Origin of the sequence: Paraburkholderia gardini, assembly GCF_907164545.1 — a bacterium.
Taxonomy (GTDB): Bacteria; Pseudomonadota; Gammaproteobacteria; order Burkholderiales; family Burkholderiaceae; genus Paraburkholderia; species Paraburkholderia gardini.
On sequence record NZ_CAJQZB010000033.1, the window covers coordinates 17,815 to 36,583 of the forward strand.

Annotated in this window: 17 protein-coding genes and 1 pseudogene; 9 read left to right on the plus strand and 9 right to left on the minus strand. The window is 58.7% G+C overall.

Translation table 11 applies throughout. The features are described from left to right. The first annotated feature begins 33 nt into the window (after positions 1-33). Together LPA37_RS20790 and LPA37_RS20795 are read left to right on the plus strand one after the other, a co-directional pair. The gene (locus LPA37_RS20790; RefSeq protein WP_229013590.1) at positions 34-1,098 is read left to right on the plus strand and encodes a DUF1173 family protein; all 1,065 of its coding nucleotides are present in this window, start codon (positions 34-36) and stop codon (positions 1,096-1,098) included. Between the two features lie 70 nt (positions 1,099-1,168). After that, on the plus strand, positions 1,169-1,402 hold the full coding sequence (locus LPA37_RS20795; protein ID WP_229013591.1) for a hypothetical protein: 234 nt from the start codon (positions 1,169-1,171) through the stop codon (positions 1,400-1,402). A gap of 413 nt (positions 1,403-1,815) precedes the next feature. Here the strand turns inward: LPA37_RS20795 and LPA37_RS20800 are convergent, their stop codons facing one another. The 7 genes and pseudogenes from LPA37_RS20800 to LPA37_RS20830 all read right to left on the minus strand — a co-directional run bounded on the left by LPA37_RS20800 (position 1,816) and on the right by LPA37_RS20830 (position 11,205). Beyond that, a complete protein-coding gene (locus tag LPA37_RS20800; RefSeq protein ID WP_229013592.1) occupies positions 1,816-2,136 on the minus strand; it encodes a hypothetical protein in 321 nt (106 codons plus the stop codon). A gap of 279 nt (positions 2,137-2,415) precedes the next feature. Beyond that, a complete protein-coding gene (locus tag LPA37_RS20805) occupies positions 2,416-3,342 on the minus strand; it encodes a hydroxymethylglutaryl-CoA lyase (protein WP_229013593.1) in 927 nt (308 codons plus the stop codon). A gap of 641 nt (positions 3,343-3,983) precedes the next feature. Further along, positions 3,984-5,213, minus strand: a complete 1,230-nt coding sequence (locus LPA37_RS20810) for a porin (protein WP_229013594.1) — start codon at positions 5,211-5,213, stop codon at positions 3,984-3,986. A gap of 262 nt (positions 5,214-5,475) precedes the next feature. Beyond that, positions 5,476-7,113 (minus strand): annotated as a pseudogene (locus tag LPA37_RS20815) (MFS transporter); the annotation flags it as partial. A 75-nt stretch (positions 7,114-7,188) separates the two neighbouring features. Further along, positions 7,189-8,427 (minus strand): CaiB/BaiF CoA transferase family protein, encoded by a 1,239-nt coding sequence (locus tag LPA37_RS20820; RefSeq protein WP_229013596.1) that lies wholly within the window; start codon positions 8,425-8,427, stop codon positions 7,189-7,191. Between the two features lie 66 nt (positions 8,428-8,493). Further along, positions 8,494-9,612 (minus strand): FAS1-like dehydratase domain-containing protein, encoded by a 1,119-nt coding sequence (locus LPA37_RS20825; protein ID WP_229013597.1) that lies wholly within the window; start codon positions 9,610-9,612, stop codon positions 8,494-8,496. Positions 9,613-9,645: 33 nt separating this feature from the next. Next, complete coding sequence (locus LPA37_RS20830; RefSeq protein ID WP_229013598.1) at positions 9,646-11,205, minus strand: acyl-CoA synthetase; 1,560 nt, start codon at positions 11,203-11,205, stop codon at positions 9,646-9,648. Between the two features lie 110 nt (positions 11,206-11,315). Between LPA37_RS20830 and LPA37_RS20835 the strand changes: the two genes are divergently transcribed. From LPA37_RS20835 to LPA37_RS20850, 4 genes are all read left to right on the plus strand, one after another. Beyond that, positions 11,316-12,119, plus strand: a complete 804-nt coding sequence (locus LPA37_RS20835) for an IclR family transcriptional regulator (RefSeq protein WP_229013599.1) — start codon at positions 11,316-11,318, stop codon at positions 12,117-12,119. A gap of 2 nt (positions 12,120-12,121) precedes the next feature. After that, on the plus strand, positions 12,122-12,556 hold the full coding sequence (locus LPA37_RS20840; protein ID WP_229013600.1) for a PaaI family thioesterase: 435 nt from the start codon (positions 12,122-12,124) through the stop codon (positions 12,554-12,556). A 173-nt stretch (positions 12,557-12,729) separates the two neighbouring features. Further along, positions 12,730-13,047, plus strand: a complete 318-nt coding sequence (locus tag LPA37_RS20845; RefSeq protein WP_229013601.1) for a hypothetical protein — start codon at positions 12,730-12,732, stop codon at positions 13,045-13,047. Between the two features lie 35 nt (positions 13,048-13,082). Then, positions 13,083-14,045, plus strand: a complete 963-nt coding sequence (locus LPA37_RS20850) for an IS5 family transposase (RefSeq protein ID WP_229013602.1) — start codon at positions 13,083-13,085, stop codon at positions 14,043-14,045. A gap of 70 nt (positions 14,046-14,115) precedes the next feature. Here LPA37_RS20850 and LPA37_RS20855 read toward each other — a convergent pair whose 3' ends face one another. Further along, complete coding sequence (locus LPA37_RS20855; RefSeq protein WP_229013603.1) at positions 14,116-14,385, minus strand: hypothetical protein; 270 nt, start codon at positions 14,383-14,385, stop codon at positions 14,116-14,118. A 32-nt stretch (positions 14,386-14,417) separates the two neighbouring features. Here LPA37_RS20855 and LPA37_RS20860 point away from each other — a divergent pair, with 32 nt between their 5' ends. From LPA37_RS20860 to LPA37_RS20870, 3 genes are all read left to right on the plus strand, one after another. Continuing rightward, the gene (locus LPA37_RS20860; RefSeq protein ID WP_229013604.1) at positions 14,418-15,323 is read left to right on the plus strand and encodes a phage Gp37/Gp68 family protein; all 906 of its coding nucleotides are present in this window, start codon (positions 14,418-14,420) and stop codon (positions 15,321-15,323) included. 116 nt (positions 15,324-15,439) lie between these two features. Next, positions 15,440-16,111, plus strand: a complete 672-nt coding sequence (locus LPA37_RS20865; RefSeq protein ID WP_229013605.1) for a Lar family restriction alleviation protein — start codon at positions 15,440-15,442, stop codon at positions 16,109-16,111. After that, the gene (locus LPA37_RS20870) at positions 16,098-16,580 is read left to right on the plus strand and encodes a DUF1294 domain-containing protein (protein WP_229013606.1); all 483 of its coding nucleotides are present in this window, start codon (positions 16,098-16,100) and stop codon (positions 16,578-16,580) included. The genes LPA37_RS20865 and LPA37_RS20870 overlap by 14 nt, the downstream gene beginning before the upstream one ends. Positions 16,581-16,778: 198 nt before the next feature. Here the strand turns inward: LPA37_RS20870 and LPA37_RS20875 are convergent, their stop codons facing one another. After that, a complete protein-coding gene (locus LPA37_RS20875; protein WP_229013607.1) occupies positions 16,779-17,912 on the minus strand; it encodes an integrase domain-containing protein in 1,134 nt (377 codons plus the stop codon). Positions 17,913-18,769: the final 857 nt, after the last annotated feature.

Here is an 18,769-nt window from a genome sequence, read left to right on the forward strand (position 1 = left end):
CGCTCGGTCACGTTGCCGAAACGACCGGTCACGTTGCCGAAATCTCCGGTCACGATCCCGAAACGGCTGGTCACCTTCATCCGAAATACGCACTACAAGGACCCCGACGCGAAGAAACTCGCAACTGGTGGCGATAGCACGGCAGCGATCATGGCAACGCCCACTGGCCTGAACGTGAGGCTCGATGCGTCACTTGCGGTTCGCGAGGCACAATCCGGGTCGCGCGGCAACACGAAGCCCCGAGTAAATCCGTCGACCAGCCGGCGCGCAGCCAGCCTGCTCGCCTTCCTGCAGACTTTATGGTCGGAGGCCGGGCTCAACCAGTGGACTGGCGCGAGCGCGTCACGTCACTGGGGCCAGTGCAATGCAATGCTGCTTGCCGAGGCAGGCACCGCGCGAATCAACGGAGCAGATGCGCAGAAGGTTCTTCACATCATGCGTCGTTACGAGGAGGCCGATCGGAGCGCGATCAATGCCGAGTTCGATTGGTTCCTTGACGGGCTCGTCACAACGAAGACTGTCACGCAGCGCGGCCTCGTCATCGGCGAAATCGGCGAAGTCGCCGCCACCCAGTACGGCCATGCCCTGACTCTTCGTCAAAGCGCCCGCAAATACTATGCGAGCACGACGCAGATTGAGCAGATATCCCGGTCGCATGCGCACGCCTGGCGCGCGCTCGGTTCCACAGGTTCCCGCGTGGTGGCGATTCTCCTCGTTGAACGCACAGCCAAGGGACACCTGAAGCTGATCGATCTCGCGGCGATGCTCTGTTCGTCGGCATTCATTCCATGCGACTCGATCCACGAGGTTGCGATGACCAACCGCCTGGTCAGCGAGCGCCGCGATTTCGTGAAGCCGATCCGCATGGCGCCGGACGACGACATGCTGCCCGACTTCATCCTGCGCGACACGTCGCCGCGCACCCACGTCGAGGTGTACGGCATGAACCTTGTTCCGGCCTATGAAGCCCGCAAGAAGAAGGAAAAGCGCGCGTTGCGGCTTGCGCGGGGAATTCCGGCGCTCGAATGGAATATCGATCGCGAGGCACTGGACAGTCTGCGTTTACCGCCGGTCGTCGACGCCGCCGCGACGACTTGACTTCCAGACGCTTGCGGCAAGCTGGCCTCACGAGCGCGGCCTTTTCCGCGCGATTTCACCGAGGTTCTCCATGCAAGGCAAATCCTTCTTCCTTGATCGTGTCATTTCCCGCTCGCGTGAGTGGCAATGTCGGTTCCCGGCGCTCATTGCTTCGAGCCATGAACCCGGATCGATTTCCGCTGGCCGGCAAATCGTCGCCGCGGTGACCGACGACGCCGGCATGCGCTGCGCCTTCTTCAGCAATCACGACTCGATACTGGACTTCAGCGCGACGTGGGGCGAGCTCGAAGCTGCCAATACCTAGGGATGGTGTTCAAAACAAATGACATAGACAAAAGCGCAAGGAACCCGGCAGGCTATGACTGCTGATCGTGATGGAACGCTGAGGCGATTGCACATCCGAACCCGCTACGTTCCGGCGTCTGACCCAAGACGGCGTGTCCATGCACCATAACCGCGTTTGCACGCCTAGTCGTGAACCGAAGAGTCATCGAAGAACCGCGACGTCAGAGAGTGTTGCGACCAAGATGCATCTTCATTCGTATTCGCGAACAGGCTGGCGCATTGCGTATTCTGATACACGATGGGCACCTCGCCGCACTATTCGAATTGAACTCTGCCGCCTTTTTGGTCAGCTCCGCAGGCGCTCCTCTATCGTCCGCGCGGCTCGAACGACCACCGACTTTACCGCGCGAGCGACTCGGTATGCGTAGAGTGTCAAGGCGCAACGGCAGGCGCGTTGGTCGGCTTTTGCCCGGCCGCTTTCTCTTGCGCGTTCTGCAGATTCTGCGGATAGTTCGTTTGGTTTCCTACAGGGCTGTACCCGTTCTTTTCCAGCTTGCCAAGCTCAGCGTTTTTCTTCGCGCGGTGCGCTTTGCGGTCGGCCTTCTTTTGCGCCTTCATCTCTTGCTTCGACATAGCACTATTGGACGCGCCGACATCGGTTGTGGCAGCCTGAGCTTGCAACATCGAAGATGAGAGCAGGCTCAAAGCCACACCCGCTGAAACAGCAAAAACTGACAGTTGTTTGAAGGTCATATGTATCTCCGTGTGGATGCGCCAAGCGACGTGAGACTGCTCACGAACGATTTGGATAAGTTCAGTGGAAAAAGCGGGGCTCTTCGCATTGGAACGCTCGAACCATAATCAATGGGATACAAGGGTTAACCGCGAGGAGGTGATACGGCATAACGCTGAAAAGCTCGCGCACCTGGCTTTAAGGCGCTTTTTTCCTGATTTCGCGAAGGGGACTCCCCCTTCCGCTTTTTGTTCGAGCGTACGAGGGATATACACTCGGGCAAAATACACAAGCACAGTTCAGGAGACACGCCGAGCATGCCGCGCTGCCATCGCCCGTGCAACGCGCGACGAGCTGCTCCTCATGAGAGACGTTGAAATAAACTCACCTGCTTCCATGAGGGCCGACAGATCGACACCTGTGTGAAGTCCAAGCTCATGACACAGATAAACGACGTCTTCGGTAGCGACATTGCCGGTTGCTCCGGGCGAATAGGGACACCCTCCGATACCCGACACAGAACTATCGAAAGTCGCAACGCCCGACTGAAGGGCTGCGTATACGTTGGCGGTAGCCATTCCCCAAGTATCGTGAAAATGTCCGGCAAGAGCCGACACAGGGACATGCTTCGTGCACGCCTCGATCATGCGCCGGGCCTTTAGAGGCGTACCGGTGCCTATTGTGTCGCCCAGACTAATTTCGTAGCATCCCATGCGATATAGATGCGCCGTCACCGAAGCGACGCGCAGCGGATCAATCTCCCCTTCGAATGGGCAACCCAAGACGCACGAAACGTAGCCACGCACGCGCACACCTTCCCGTCGTGCCTTTTCGATGACCGGCGCAAACCGGTCAATGCTCTCGACGATCGAACAATTAATGTTTCTTTGCGAGAAGGTTTCCGAGGCGGCAGCAAAAACAGCAACCTCGTCGCACCCGGCCTCCAGGGCGGCGTCGAGCCCCTTCAGGTTCGGAACCAGCGCTGAAAAAGACACTCCATCCCGACGCCCGATTTCGCGAAGAACCTGGGCCCCGTCGGCCATCTGCGGCACCCATTTGGGGGAAACAAAAGCAGCGGCCTCGATATGGGTCACACCGGCGTTCAAGAGTCTTCGAATCAACTCGATTTTCGTCGAGGTCGGCACAAAGGCGACCTCGTTCTGCAAGCCGTCACGAGGACCAACTTCGACAATCTTGATGTTGGGGGGAAGCTGTTGATCAGACATCGTACTGTCCTCCAGCCTGAGCCCCAAACAAACCGATGCGATCTGGCTCGAGCTCAATCTTCCCGGTCGCCGTCCGGTAGACGTCGGCATCGGGTGCACTCGTGACCGTCGGGACGTTGTGTGCATGCAGCGCCATACTGCCGCACTGGACCGCCTCCGGGGACCGCATGCCCCGTGCCGTAATATTTCCATTCAGGCGTCCGGTTACGCTGATCTGGCCAGGCTCGTGATCCGGTCTTACGTGCGTGACGCGTGACATGTGGCACTCAGGACCACGGGTCCTGGTCACACCGTCGCCGAGCCCGGCACTCGTCGCCATCTTGATCATGTTAGCGGGGGCTCCCAATTTAGCCTTCCAACGGGAGCCTAGGGAGAAGTCGCGGGCAGTCAAGACATCACGAGTGATACGCCGTACGCTTTGAACTCCGGACTCCCTCATGCTGCGGTCACGGCCAATCTGCACGGTGTGGCAACTCTTCTCCAGCTCGATCCGTTCGCGCTTGTGCCCCAAGACCGGGAGAGGAGCATCGTACCGATCGAGAGCGTCAAGATTCTGCATGCGTCAGGACTCCGATGGTTGAGGACTTTTGTCGTGCGGCGGCTTGCAGTGGGGTCGGGCTTTAACATGCCTGCCAGCTGGCTCAGAAGAAGTGCATGATCCCCACGCGCAAAATGAGCTGCCGCGCACTATCCGACGGGGTCACCGTAAGCACGGAGGCAACCGCCTGCTGCCCTGTCGAGTCGGTTCCACCCGCCATCACGTAGGTTCCCAGGCAGTAAATGTCGGTGCGCTTGGACAATAGATAGTGGACCGCAGCGTTGAACTGGTTATAGTGCGCGGGCGGCTTGCCATTGACCGCACCACCGGTCAGAAAATCGTAGGCGCCTGTCACCGCGATCGCCGGCGTCACATAGTAGCGAGCATAAGTCGCATAGCTGTTGAACACGGCGGTCCCGCTATATCCGAACGGGTTGGTCAGCGACAGCGTCCCCGACGCCGGATCGCCAAGCCCGCCAAAACGGATATTCGAGTAATTGGCGCCGACTGCAAACGTCGAGTTTCCATACTGAGCGCCCGCTCCAATTACCTGGTACGTGCTGGCAGACGCAAAGCCACCATACACCGGATTGCCCTGCACGCCAGTGGTGGCGCCAAGATTGTTGGCGGTCGTCGAACTGAGCTGATTATTGCCGAAGAAGGACTGATTCGGATTGTGTACTTTCAAATAGGCAGCCCCGACCTTGATCGGACCTTGCGCGAATGACGCGCCAAATGAGTAAATGCTGTTTCTCGACGTCGACCCCGCTACACCACCAAAACTGTACATGCCACTCACGACGAAGCCATGGTATGGCGCACTCGTCAACTTCACGGCGTTGTTGGTCCGATAGGTGTTGGCGAAATTGTCGATATCGTTACCATGAGACGTATAAGTACCGCCGCCGCCCGACGCGGCGGCCGTCAATGGCCGGAGAAAGTCAACTACCGAGTCATACTGGCGTCCGAGTGTCAGAGTGCCATATGGAGCGCTCAATCCAACGAAAGCCTGCCGCCCAAAAAACGTACCCCCTTCCTGCAGCTTGCCGGTGCCAACATCCATGCCAGATTCAAGCGTGAATATCGCCTTGTACCCTCCGCCCAGGTCCTCAAGACCGCGCAGCCCAAACTGGTTACCCGCCATCACGGTGCTGCTTGTGGAATATAGCGCGCGTCCCACACGCTTCCCCGAAGAATCGATGGACTGAGCGTTGTTAGTGTAATTAAGGCCCTGGTCGATGATCCCGTAAATGGTCACCGAAGACTGCGCGACCGCATCGGTCGATACAAGGATAGCAGCCGTAATTGGTATCAATAGAACTCTGAGTTTCATCACTTGTCTCCTGTTATGGTATTTCACCAACACGACGGTCCCCTGCCGTGATCACACGTGGTGATTGGCGATGTCTTTGGTTGACGGGAATACCACTCGGTAATTATTTTTAATTAGTAAAGCTAAGTTAACACTTAAAACCAAGGTTTGATCTACAACACGACATTCGACCTGCGTCGTATCCTTACTCGCCAGCACTGAATTGAGCAGCGTTGCAAGACTCACTGCCAGCTTCTGCTGGCGGAAGCGCGCGTTCAATTTCCAGATCGGTACCCCGCGTTTCGGGCAGCCAGATAACGCCCACCACAAATGTAATCGCGATGATTCCGACCGGATACCATAGCCCAGCGTAGATATCACCACTGGCCGCCACAATCGCGAATGCAGTGGCCGGAAGAAAGCCGCCGAACCAGCCGTTGCCAATGTTGTACGGCAAGGAGACCGCGGTATATCGGATGCGGGTGGGGAACATCTCCGCCAGCACGGCCGCTACGGGTCCATAGGTCGCTGTGATGAGCAACCCGAGCGTGATCAGGATCAGGATCGCCATGCCCCAGTTGATCTGTGCGGGATCGGCGCGAGTCGGGTAGCCCGCTTCGGCCAGCGCGCCAGTCAGCGCTGCGGTAAAGCGCGCCTGCTCCGTCTTCGCTTGCGGACTGGTTGCGGCATACGCCGGAACAATGATGTCCCCGATGTGGATCAGCGCTGGCGACAAACCATCCGACTTGACGTTGCGGTAGCTGAGACCCGCTCGCGCAAGCGCCTGTTTCGCTATATCGCAGGAGCTCGTAAAGCGGGCAGTTCCGGTCGGATTGAACTGGAATGAGCACTCTGCTGGATTAGCGACGAGTTCAATCGGAGAGCGTCTCAGCGCGCGCTCGAGCGCAGGATTGACGTAGTGCGTAAGCCCTTTGAACAGGGGGAAATAGGCGAACGCGGCGATCAGCAATCCGATCATAATCACCGGCTTGCGGCCTACTCGATCTGACAGCGCTCCGAACACGATGAAAAGCGGCGTGCATACGATCAAGGCAACGCCAATGAGTATATTCGCCGTCATGATGTCGAGCTTGAGCGTCTGGGTCAGAAAAAACAGGGCGTAGAACTGCCCCGTATAAAGAACAACAGCTTGCCCGGCTACCAGCCCGAATAACGCAATCAACGAGAGCCGTAGATTCCGCCATTGTCCGAAGGCTTCCTTGAGAGGAGCCTTCGATGCTCCGCCCTTCGCTTTCATGCGGCTGTACACGGGCGACTCATGGAGCTTCAGCCGAATCCACACCGAGGCGGCCAGCAGGAGGGCCGACAAGAGGAAAGGCACGCGCCATCCCCACGCGGCGAAGGCTGCCTCTCCCACGCTGTAGCGCACTGCGATGATTACGACGAGTGATAGCAGCAGGCTAAGCGTGGCGGGAGTTTGAATCCACGCAGTCCATGCGCCCCGTTTGGCGTTGGGCGCATGTTCTGCGACATATGTCGCCGCACCGCTGTACTCCCCTCCAAGCGATAAACCCTGCAGCAGGCGCAGACCGATAAAAAGAATCGGCGCCGCGATGCCGATTTGATCGAAGCCCGGTAGCAGGCCAATTAGAAACGTTGAAATCCCCATCACTGAAATCGTAAACAGGAATGTATATTTGCGGCCGACCTTGTCGCCGATACGGCCGAACACAATTGACCCAAATGGGCGCACCGCAAAGCCCGCGGCGAAACTCAGAAGGGTAAAAACGAACGCGGCGCCCGGATTGACGCCCGAGAAAAAATGTCTGCTGATGATGACTGCGAGAGAACCGGCGAGATAAAAATCGTAGGCCTCGAAGACCGCGCCGAGAGACGATGCCACGAGGACAAGCCGGTCGTCACGCGAAATGCGCGTGTCCCGGATAACGTTGCTAGTCATTCCTGTCTCCTTCCGGCAGCCGCTGCGGGCAGCCTTGTTATTTAACGGTACGTGAGCATGTGCGCACGCAGCACGTCATGTTTTCTTGCGTCTTTGCTTCGGTGCGATGCCAGATGCGATCAGCGCGCGGGTTGCATCCGTGTCGTAGCCCGCCTCTCGCAAGACTGATTCGGTATCGGCAGCGAAGCCGGGGGGAGCTGTGCGAACAGAGCCTGGCGTACGTGACAGCTTGACGGGAATACCAACACCCAAATAGCCGGGAAGCTCAGCGATCATCTCCCGCGCGAGAGTGTGGGGATGCTGAAATACATCCGCTACCGAATTAATTCGCGACGCCGACACGCCCGCCTCTGTCAATCGACGGCACAGCTCCGTCGCATCGATGTCGCGTAGAACCGGCTCGATTTCCGCGCGCAACGTCGCGCGATTCTCGACCCGGGCACGGTTAGTCACAAAGCGAGCATCAGTAACCAGATTCACGCGGCCAATGACGTTGCAAAATCTCTTGAACTGCCCATCGTTGACCACGCCGATAAAGACGTCGCCCCGCGCGGCTGCGAACGTGTCATACGGCGAGATGTTGGGATGCGCATTGCCCGTGAGAACCGGCGTGTTGGCCGACGCGAACCAGTTGGCAGAGTGTGGATGCAGAAGACCCAGCGCAGTGTCGAATAATGATGTATCGACAAGCTGCCCCAGTCCCGAGTGCGCCCGCTCAGCTACTGCCAGCAGGATTCCAACTACCGAAGACAGCCCGACCGCAGTGTCGACAATTGGTATGCCAATGCGGGTCGGGCCTGACTCGCGATGGCCGTTGATGCTCATCAGCCCGCAGAAAGCCTGCAGCACCGCGTCGTAGCCAGGCATCGCGGAAAGTGGACCACTGCCGCCAAAACCGGATATGCGACAGTAGATAAGACGCGGAAAACGTTGCTGTAGCGCGCTGCTGTAATCCAGCCCCCATCTCTTCATCGTGCCGGGAAGAAAATTTTCCACCAGCACGTCGGCGTCGGCGAGAAGCGTGAGGAGTACCTCACGTCCGCCCGGCTCAGACAGATCTAGCGAGATCGCACGCTTGTTACGATTCAACCCCTGAAAATACGCGGCGCTGTCTCCTACGAAGGGCGGCCCGAGTTCACGCGTTTCGTCACCCTGCGGCGGTTCAATCTTGGTAACCGCAGCGCCATGATCGGCGAGAATCTGGGCTGCGAAAGGACCCGCCAGGACTCGCGACAGATCGAGTACTTTTAAGCCATGCAATGCACCGCGGGCGTCGCTTCGTTGGTTCGGCGGATTCTCTCGCGTCTCGGTCATCCATGTCTCCGTTTTGATGGAATATTGACGTGACGGGCCGTTATGTTCGGCCCTGAATTTGCCGCATCAACCTCGACTCGGCAATTCCACGACGCCACCTCCCAGCACCGACAGTTCATCGTCCTGATTCCGCCCTTCCTGCTCGATCTCAATCAGGTGACGGCCGTCTTCAACGAACTTGCGCTTCACCTTGCCCTTGATGAACAGCATGTCCCCTTGCGGATTATGGCGGCGAATCTTACACGTTGCGCGGCGCAGAAACCCGTCATCGCCCATCCAGTTCGTCAAGTGGTGCGTGAGCCACGAACAGCGTTCAGGACCGTAGTCGTATGCGCCAGGAGCACCGACGCGAAGCGCGAAGTCCTCTTCCCAGTGCACGCGCTCGGGGCAGTCCGGAATGCCAAAGCGGTTTTTGATGCCGACGCCGGGATGGGCGTCGATCAACTGCCACGCGAGCTTGTTTGCACGGATATACAGGCCACCCCAACCCTGAGCGTAGGCAATGAAACCCGTGATAGTCATCGGTCCCTTGAACATCACCGGCAGTTCTTCGCCTTCCGTGACGTCTTCCCAATATCGGGTTCGGGAACCCCGCACTTCCTCTTTACGGTAGAGGTCGTAGGCAGCGGCGAGCTCTTCCTCTGTGTAAATGCGTTGCGGCCGCGACTTCACGTCGCTGTATTTCGTACCCTGCTCCCGCGCGTGATCGCGCTCCGTGCGGAAGCACCAGCTATCCGCATCTGCGACAAGGTCGCCTTCCTGGTTGTAGAAATCGACGTGGTAAATCTGCTGTATCGCACGGCCGGCAAAGCGCGTCTCGTGCTCGATCAGGTCCTTGAGCCGCGCCTCGGTACTGATCACGTCATTGCGCTTCACCGTCTTGTGCCAGTTCCAGTCAGCGCCGGACCACATGGCGTGCACGCCCGGCAATCCGCCGACATAACCGGAGACGATACGACTCGTCGTAAACAGGAAGCTCGGCAATGCAACGATTCCTTCGTGCCGGCTCTGCGCCGCGTAGTTCGGATCGCACCAGAGGGGATTGTCGTCCCCGATACCGTGCGCGTAATGGCGAATGTTGTCGCGTGTCGCTTCATAGCACCATGGCTCTGCGGTAGCGCCAACCTCGACACCAATTCTTTTGCTCAACTCTTCCAGACCCTTTTCAGTGATCTTGGGGAACATTGTCTGATCTTCTGCCATCATTTCTCCTGGTGATTAACTGGTAATTTCCGACGTGACCCGTTCCCGGTCACGGAGCATCTTGCGATTGACCTTACCTGCCGGATTCTTTGGAAGCTCGGTCACATACTCAATGACGCGCGGGTACTCGTGCTGACTCAGACGCTCCCTTACGGAATCCTGAATTTCCTTTGTAAAAATTTCGTCGCCGGGGCGCTCGGCAACCACAAATGCTTTGACGACCTGGCCACGCAACGGATCGGCCACTCCAATCGCCGCTGTCTCCCGGACGTCCGGATGCTTCAGGACGGCGTCCTCGATTTCCACCGCGCTAATGGTCCAACCTGCTGAGATGATCACGTCGTCGGCGCGGCCGCGATGATAGAAATAACCGTCTTCGTCGATCCGTCCGAGGTCTTTCGTCGAGACCCATTCTCCGCCTCGCCAGACAGCAAGTTCGCCCGTGACATTGGGACCACACGGGTGGCCGCTTGTATCGTGGACCTCGACGCGCACGCCCGGGACCGCCTTGCCGAGGGACCCCGCCTTCACCGGAAAATCGTTAGCGCCCGGATAGCTGACGAGAACCACACCAATCTCGGTTGTGCCGTACATACTGCACACCGGGCGCCCAAAAGTGTGCTGTACGAACTCCATCGTCTCGCTATCGATCGGCTCGCCGGTAAATGACAACTTTTCAATCACATAGCTATAGCGGTGAGCAATGCCTGAGTTTCTGATCATCCGGTAGTGGGTCGCGGCCGCAGAAATATTCACGAAACGATGTTCATGCAGCGCCTTCAGCAGCCGCTCTGCGGAGAATCGCCCCGAATACACGCCGATGGTCGCGCCCAGCGCAAGCGGCGCCAGCGTGCCGTGCCAAAGCCCATGCCCCCACGCCGGCGAAGAAGGACAAAAGAATCGCTCGCCAGGGCGCACCCCGGTTCCATATAGGGCCGCTCGCAAGACCATGACCAGTGCACGATGCGTGTGACGCACGGCGTCGGGCAATTCTCGCGTCGTGCCAGATGTGTACTGAAATATCGCCAGGTCGTCGCTATGCGTAACGGCGGTGAACCGACGCGGAAACATTGCCAGCTCATTTAACCAGTCGATGTCGGCGATGACTGTTTTGACGTTGTCCATCGTCGCCGCGACGGCTGCTTTCGTTTCGTTGGTGATCAGGATTCTCGGTTCGCAGTCCTGAACGCGAAGCCGAAGCCCATCGGGACCGAAGAGCGTGAATAGCGGTACCGCGATTGCGCCGAGCTTCAGTACGCCAAACAGCGACGCATAAAAAGCGAGCGATGGTTCGAGCATGATTCCGATTCGGTCCCCAAGACGTATGCCTTGGGCGTGCAAGTAGTGCGCGACCTGCGAGGACGTTTCTGATATCTCACGAAAGCTCAGCACTTCGTCGTGCCCTTCAGCGTGCGCGATGATGACCGCAGTTCGGTCCTGATCGACGTGTCTGTCGATACACTCGTGGGCGATGTTCAGAAGAGGAACCTCGCCGTCGACGAGCTCCCATAACTTCTGCGCGCTAAAGTGCTGCTGAGCATCGGCATAGGACGTGTATGCCGTGAGTTTGGTCATGTGGATGTGTCTCCTGTTTTTGCTGAGTCATCTTGCTGAACTCACTTTAGGCAGCTCTTGCATGTTTGTCAAATAGAATGTATGTTTGTCTATATACAATCGGAGGAAGAATGACGGTTCTTGATCAACCAGATGTAAAAGAAAAAAAGGCTGGACATCGGGTCCGCCCGGTGCCTGCAGTTACGCGTTCCATTGCGATTCTGCGATTGCTTGGCACGAGTGCGGCGCCACTAGGGGTCAAGGCAATCGCGGACGAACTCGGCCTCGTGCCCAGTACCTGTTTGCACATCTTGCGAGTGCTTGTCGAAGAGGAACTTGTCAAGATCGACCCGTCGACCAAGCGTTATTCCGTGGGCCCGGGCATGTTGTCACTCGCGCGCAGTGCACTGAAGAGCGGTGGTTTCAGCGATCTCGTGCAACCGCTCCTCGACGATCTGGCTTCGCGGTATGGCGTCACGACACTGGGCGTCGAACCAAGCGGTCTGAAACACATGGTGGTGAAAGCAATGTCCACGCTGGAGCTAACAGTCAGCTTGCGCGTCGAACTGGGCAGCCGCTTTCCCGCACTGATCAGTGCAACCGGTCGTTGCGTCGCCGCGTACGGCGACTACACGCCGGCAGATCTTCAGAGCGGATTCGAGGCGTTGCGGTGGCAGAACCCTCCCGATTTTGATGCCTGGCTGAAAGAGGTCGACCTCACCCGCAAGCGCGGCTACGCGGTCGATCGCGGTAATTACATTGCCGGTGTGACGGTGGTCGCGGTGCCGGTACTGGACTCCAGACAAAGGATGGCGTTCGGTCTTGTCGCAGTCGGTCTCGCGAATCAACTCAACGCGACCCAGGTGAGCGCCATTGCTGCCGACCTGGTGAAAGCGGCGAGCGAGCTTGCATCGACTGTGGTTGCGGTGCGCTAATCATGACGCTCTTCGAGATGAACGCGCGGCTGGAACAGCAGGGTTGGCGCCAGCACGAGCCACGGGGCTTTACCGGCCTGGTGGGTCCCCTATGGAGCCGAGCCGACCAGGATTTGCTTACGTTCGGCCTGGTTACTGGAGAACAGCATCTGAATCCGGCAGGTTTGGTGCACGGAGGCACGCTGACCACACTACTCGACCACGTACTCAGTACCGCTGCATGGCAAGCAACCGGACGTTTGCCATGTGTAACGGTCCAGCTGGATGCGCAGTTTCACTCATCTGTGAGAGCCGGAGTGTTTGTGGAAGCGCGCGGGGAAATCATGAGGAAAACCCGGGATATCGTGTTTGCACGTGGCGAGCTGGTCGTTTCCACAGCCCGTGTATTGACCGGCAGTGCTTTATTAAAGATTCTGCGTTCAGCCGATACGAAGTGAAAGGCGCTCCCTCATCTACCGAGCGCCTGACCAAATCAAAACTACTTACTCGCCGCAAGTACATGCATCAGCGGTAAGCGAGCGTTCGGTATGTCTCTCCATCCATAAGCGGCGCGACGCGTCTTTTCGAACGAGTTAATTTGCGGGGCAAAAGGGTAGGCCAGTTCGATCTGGTGAAGAATAAGCTGATTGAGTGGGCGGCTCTAGCACCCAACGCGCGGGAACGCAACGCGCTTGATCACTTCATCACCCGTCAGTACGACCAGCTTTATCGCGAACTCGATGTGCGGGCACATTCGAATTCGCTGAACTCGGACCGGCTGCTGCTGCACTGGATTCTTTACGTGGACCACACGGTCAAGAGCCGGAACGAAGTGCTTGCGAGACTTGGAGAGGAGCTTCAGAAAGCGCGCGATGAGCGCAAGCTCACCAACTGGATTGAGAATTACCTGAATGACCTTGGGATGGTGTTCAAAACAGTTGAGTTCTGATGTTCAAAGGGAACATTGCCTGGCAGAATGAGCGCATGAAACAAGCCAACCTGCCCCTTGACCTGAGTGACCGGCGCACGCGCAAGCGAGCGTTCCTCGACGAAATGGAACACGTAGTGCCGTGGAAGGATTTCGTGGCGCTGATTACGCCGCATGCCCCGCGCAAGGCGACAGGGCGCAAGCCGTTTCCTGCCGAAGCGATGCTGCGCGTTCACTTCCTTCAGCAATGGTTTGGCTTGAGCGACGTGGCGATGGAAGAGGCGCTTTACGACGTCCCCCTTTACCGCGAGTTCGCGGGACTGGGTGGGATGAGTCGCTTGCCCGACCGGGTCAGCATCCTGAGATTCCGGCACTTGCTGGAGCAGCACCAACTGGCCGGGCAATTTCTGCAAACGGTGAATGCACAGTTGGGCGCGAAAGGTTACTTGCTCAAGGAAGGTACGGCCGTCGATGCCACGCTGATTGCCGCGCCCAGTTCGACGAAGAACCAGGATGGCAAGCGCGACCCGGAAATGCACCAGACGAAGAAGGGCAATGAGTGGCACTTCGGCATGAAGTGTCATATTGGCGTGGATGCCGACTCGGGCCTGGTTCACACGGTGGTCGGCACGGCGGCCAACGTCCACGATGTCACGCAGGCTCGTGCGCTGCTGCACGGCAGGGAAACGCAGGTGTTCGGCGATGCGGGTTATCAAGGCGCAGAAAAGCGCGAGGAAATGCAAGGCATTAAAGCCCGATGGAACATTGCGATGCGTCCGGGCAAACGTCGGGCCCTGGACAAGAACACACCGGTTGGCAGGCTGCTCGACGAGTGCGAGCGACTCAAGGCAGGCATCCGTGCGAAGGTCGAACACCCGTTTCGCGTCATCAAGCGGCAGTTCGGTCATGTGAAGGTGCGCTACCGTGGGCTGATGAAGAACACGCAGCAGTTGCACACGCTGTTCGCGTTGAGCAACCTTTGGATGACGCGCCACCGGATTCTGCAGGCGCGGGGATGAGCAACCCGGAATGGCTGGAATATGCGCTACTGCGCTGCGCACATCCCGGAAACCACCTCGAATCTGCATGCTACGTTTTCATCCAATTCGCCTGACGGCCTTTACGCTGGCAGTGGGCGACCAATTTGACTGTTTTGAACACCATCCCTAGTGGTATTTCGCGCGCCGCTGGAATTTCTGGATCGGCAGTTCCGAGCGGGACCTCCGTGCGATTCGGGGCAACAACGATGAGCGCCTGAATGGCCAGATCATCGACGCGGGCGCCATCGACCGGTCCGATCCCACCCTGTTTCTCGCGTTCCTTGATCGGGTTGAAACCCGCGCTCGTGGGCACGTTCATGTCGTGCAGAGCAATTTTATTGTCGAGGCCGTATGAGCGAGAACTCGAGCATCGAATGGTGCGACCACACGTTCAATCCGTTTGTCGGATGCACGAAGGTGTCGCCGGGCTGCGACAACTGCTACGCCGAACACCTGATGGACACGCGACTGCACAGGGTCGTGTGGGGCTCACACGGAGCGCGCGTGCGCACGTCGCCCGCGAACTGGCGCAAACCGGTTCAGTGGAACGCCACGCATGATGATTTCTTCGCGAAGCACGGGCGGCGCCAGAGAGTCTTTTGCGCGTCGCTCGCGGACGTGTTCGACAACGCAATCGATCCGCAATGGCGCACCGACTTGTGGGAACTCGTGGCTTCCACACCGAACCTCGAATGGTTACTGCTCACCAAGCGGATATCCAATGTATCGGGCATGGTCCCCATCGCCTGGCTGGCGAACGACGGCTGGCCTGCGCACGTGCGAATCGGCGCAACCGTAACCAGCCAGCTCGAAGCGGATCGTGACATTGACCGGCTAACCGCGCTTGCCTGCCCGAACTTTCTCAGCATCGAGCCACTGCTCGGCCCGGTGAATCTCCGCCTGAGTGAGCGCGCCGAAGCCGGACAGCGGGTTGATTGGATCATTACCGGCGGTGAGAGCGGTGCCGGCGCACGTCCCGCGCATCCAGACTGGTTCCGGTCGATCCGCGACGAAGGTGCGCGCGCCGGCGTTCCCTTTCTTTTCAAACAGCACGGCGAATGGGTACAGACTGATGCCGTCCCGGGCGGCGACCTCGACAGCGACATGGACCGCGGGCTTGTGAAGATCGTCAGGCCGACAGGCGAGAACGACGGACATTTCCGCCGCGGCGACGCGCTGATGCGCCGGGTCGGCAAAAAGGCGGCTGGACGGGTGCTCGATGGCTGTCTCCATAATGAATTCGCTCAGAGTCGATAATCGGAAAGTGATTCGTCAGATAAATCGACGTATTAACTGAAAGCTTAATGGGGCACTTTTCTAATTCGCCCCGAACAGCAATAATTCGATCTCATCAGATCGCCTTATCCCAAATAATGATTGAGCAACTCTACCCGTGTGACCATTGCGGCGGCCGACCCACACTAGGCTATTCACAGCGGGTCGTCGCGCAGATTGGCGATAACGAGTTTGACTATGGCCGCTTTGGTCGGCAGGCGGGACCGCCAGTCATCGGCGACGTGTTGCGCCGCCCGCTGAGCGCCCCGCAAACCGAGAAGATCGTCTGTATCTATTGCGCTGGCTGCGGAATGATGACGCCGTGGGAGGCCTCGGGCGATAGTGAAAAAGCCGCGATGGGCAGGGCCGCAGTGGTATGGAATCACCGCCTTAACCGACCAAAGACCACGACCGGCGAACTGCGCGATCTGGTCGAAAAGGAGCTCGGCGCTTGCGATGCGCAGGTTGTCATCGATCTGATGGCTCGCATTGACGGAAACTGGGAGGAATGCGGTCCGCTTCTCTCGATACTGGCGAAGCGGATCGTAGACGCAGCAGTTGTCACGCTTGAGACCTGGCCAATCTCACCGGTGCTCGAGGACGCGGCGCGCTATCGCAAACTCGTCCAGCTCGCCAAGTGGGTAGATATCGACGGCGAACGGCACGTCCAGTTTCCGCGCATCCCTACGCCGAAGGAACATCAGGACGCACTGTTCGAGGACCGCATCGCGTTTGCGGTTGACGCAATGCCAGACCGTGACCGTTGGTAAAAATCCGGGAACCCAGATGTCCCGGTCCTACGCGACGCAGGATGCCGCAATTCTTGTGTTTTGCCTCAAGACGTTTTTGCCAGTCATGGCGTTGTGCGCGGCACTCGCGCTGTATGCAAGTGAACTGCCGTGGCTTGCGAAAGCGTACCTCCTCGTCATCAATGCGGTCACGTTCTGCGTCTACGCGTACGACAAGCACCGCGCGATCAGAGACGAGTGGCGCATCCCCGAACTGCATCTGTACGTATTGAGTCTCGCGGGAGGCGCGATCGGCGCGGAGCTCGGGCGCCGACTGTGCCGCCATAAGATCAGAAAATGGAGTTTTACGTTGGTGATCTCCATCGGGCTGGTCGTATTGGGCATCGTCGCAGCATCAGGCCTGAAGCAGGCGAAGCTTCCTGCGCCGAACCACGCCAGCCCTACCCGTCACATCGCGTCAAGCCGAACCCCCGTCAATTCATTGTCGTAGGGCGCCCGCGCGTAACTCGCCCTAACGAACGGAATCAAAAAAAAGCCGGCTTTCGCCGGCTTGAAATGTTCTAGCGTTTTCCGAGGGCCGCCGCCAGAACCTGAGAGACCGATTTCATTATGAAGGCCGCGTTCTCTCCGTCTGTGCGCAAACAACCCCTAAATGCGACATCATTTCGGCGCGTTGCGATGCGGCTCACTATGCATCCGCGCCCATGATGCGGTACAGCGCTTGCCGGGAGATGCCCAGCGCCTTCGCCGCATGGGATTTGTTTCCTTGCGCACTTAGCAACGCTTCACGTACCGCGTCCGCGCCCGGCTGCACCTTTTGTAGACGCTCCTGCGTTGCAAACGTCGACAGATAGGCATTCGCCTTCGTCACTCGACTGTGCCCACCAGCCTCCACCACGCGGCGCATCGCCTGTTTGTGCAATTCCGGGTCGGGCTTTACACCCGCACGCTTGATCGGTGCCGGCACTCCGCTCTCTTTCTCGTAGAGCACTTGCAGATAGGCGTGCCGCAGTCCGTGGCTCGTCACGCCCAGTCCGCTTTTCGTCACGCCGTGTTTGGCCAGCACGTAGTAATACCAGTCACGCCACTGCTTCAATGTGCGCTCCGCTGGAACCGTGGATCCGGTCAGCCCGTTCGCGAGACCCGCCGCTTCCACGAGGATTGCTACTTTCGCGTCAATCGGCACCTCACGAGGTCGCCCACCCTTTGTGCCGCGCGTGACCGCGAGGGTCTGCGGATTCTTCACCGCTTGCGCTGGCCGCAGCATGAAACTTTCCTCGACGCGCAGGCCGAACGCCGCCTGGAGTTTCAGCTGGACCGCCGTATACGGACAGGTGGCCGCAATCTCGTCGATCTTGGCCGTCGCATCAATGTCGTGCGCGTCCCATGACTTGTCTTCCGTCGCCACGTAGCTCCGCACAAGGCCATGCTCCCGCCGGTCAACATAGTCGGCCAGCGTTCCGACGAGGTTGCTCTTGCCCATCCACTGCGCGATCGCACGCAGGTACGTCAGCTTGTTCTCGATTGTCCCGCCGCCCTGCCCCGAACCGACCCAGTGCTTTACCAGATACTCGACGTGCTTGGCTTTCAACGACCACGGCGACTGCAACGCGAATCCACCCGCTTTCAATTCGACGAACGATTTGCACAGCGCTGTCGCGCGTCGCTCCTGCGTTTTGATCGACAACGCCTTGTTGCTGATACGCGTGCCGCTATGGATTTGCGCGACGTGTTCGTCGAACAGTCGCAGCATCGCGTCACGAAACTCAGGCGATAGCGCATACCCTTTCACTATCGCGCGCACATTCAAAATCGCAGCCATCGATTCACCCCTACGTTTCGCTTCGCGAATCCGCCCGGCCCTTCCCGTTGTTTGCCCCGGCGACCGATCCAGCACCCCTACCTGATGCCGCCTTCGACCGTCGCCATGTTCCGTTGCACCGCATTCACCGCGGCTTCGCCGATTTCCCCCGGCGCTTGGGTCCTGCCTTCCTGTCCTTTAGCGATTCCATCCGATCAGCCCGTTGCATGGAAAGAGCATGCAGTCCGACTGTCCATCCTGCTGCTGTGCCTGAGGAATCCGCGCTTCGCGAAAGCCTCCTGCTGGCGTGCGACGCGTCCTGCCGTCGCGCTGCGCGAAACCTCCGCGCGGTGCAGCTTCGTGGCTACCCTGCCAGCCTGACGCTTGCGCGTCTCGGGTCACCCGCCTTGCGGCGTTGGCGACTCCGGGCTAAGTGCCGGGTAATTCCTGTTGCGCATTTGCTTTTACGGCTGCGCCTACCGTTCTGTCTTACGTACAGGGAATCGCGGTGTCCGGTCTCTTCCGGTCCGCAGGAGTTCCCCCGCCCCAAAGCACACTCATGTCCGCCGCCGTGTATCGGGCTTCCTGAGTGCACCCAGCGTCGTGTGCTGTAAGGGCGCGTACAGACGCAGACAAGGCCACTTGAACTGTCCGGTGTCCGGCTGTCCACATGTCCTCATTGCGTCACATCGCGGCAAACCGCCGCCAATCCTATGGATATCGCGGTGTCCGGTGGTCCTCATGGTGGACCAGCGTGGACTTGATCTGATTCAGAAAAAGGCCGCATCAGTGTGCAGCCCGGTCACTTCGGAATTTCTGCCCCGTTGCGGACCTGGGGAATAGACGTGACAGTGCCTTGCACTCCGTTTCGATGCGTC

What these genes read in the sequence shown, in the direction of transcription:
- LPA37_RS20855 (WP_229013603.1), bottom strand. Translation starts at nt 14,385, where the DNA reads ATGAACGTGCCCACGAGCGCGGGTTTCAACCCGATCAAGGAACGCGAG.
- LPA37_RS20875 (WP_229013607.1), bottom strand. Translation starts at nt 17,912, where the DNA reads ATGGCTGCGATTTTGAATGTGCGCGCGATAGTGAAAGGGTATGCGCTA.
- LPA37_RS20860 (WP_229013604.1), top strand. Translation starts at nt 14,418, where the DNA reads ATGAGCGAGAACTCGAGCATCGAATGGTGCGACCACACGTTCAATCCG.
- LPA37_RS20800 (WP_229013592.1), bottom strand. Translation starts at nt 2,136, where the DNA reads ATGACCTTCAAACAACTGTCAGTTTTTGCTGTTTCAGCGGGTGTGGCT.
- LPA37_RS20825 (WP_229013597.1), bottom strand. Translation starts at nt 9,612, where the DNA reads ATGTTCCCCAAGATCACTGAAAAGGGTCTGGAAGAGTTGAGCAAAAGA.
- LPA37_RS20820 (WP_229013596.1), bottom strand. Translation starts at nt 8,427, where the DNA reads ATGACCGAGACGCGAGAGAATCCGCCGAACCAACGAAGCGACGCCCGC.
- LPA37_RS20840 (WP_229013600.1), top strand. Translation starts at nt 12,122, where the DNA reads ATGACGCTCTTCGAGATGAACGCGCGGCTGGAACAGCAGGGTTGGCGC.
- LPA37_RS20805 (WP_229013593.1), bottom strand. Translation starts at nt 3,342, where the DNA reads ATGTCTGATCAACAGCTTCCCCCCAACATCAAGATTGTCGAAGTTGGT.
- LPA37_RS20810 (WP_229013594.1), bottom strand. Translation starts at nt 5,213, where the DNA reads ATGAAACTCAGAGTTCTATTGATACCAATTACGGCTGCTATCCTTGTA.
- LPA37_RS20835 (WP_229013599.1), top strand. Translation starts at nt 11,316, where the DNA reads ATGACGGTTCTTGATCAACCAGATGTAAAAGAAAAAAAGGCTGGACAT.
- LPA37_RS20865 (WP_229013605.1), top strand. Translation starts at nt 15,440, where the DNA reads ATGATTGAGCAACTCTACCCGTGTGACCATTGCGGCGGCCGACCCACA.
- LPA37_RS20850 (WP_229013602.1), top strand. Translation starts at nt 13,083, where the DNA reads ATGAAACAAGCCAACCTGCCCCTTGACCTGAGTGACCGGCGCACGCGC.
- LPA37_RS20795 (WP_229013591.1), top strand. Translation starts at nt 1,169, where the DNA reads ATGCAAGGCAAATCCTTCTTCCTTGATCGTGTCATTTCCCGCTCGCGT.
- LPA37_RS20830 (WP_229013598.1), bottom strand. Translation starts at nt 11,205, where the DNA reads ATGACCAAACTCACGGCATACACGTCCTATGCCGATGCTCAGCAGCAC.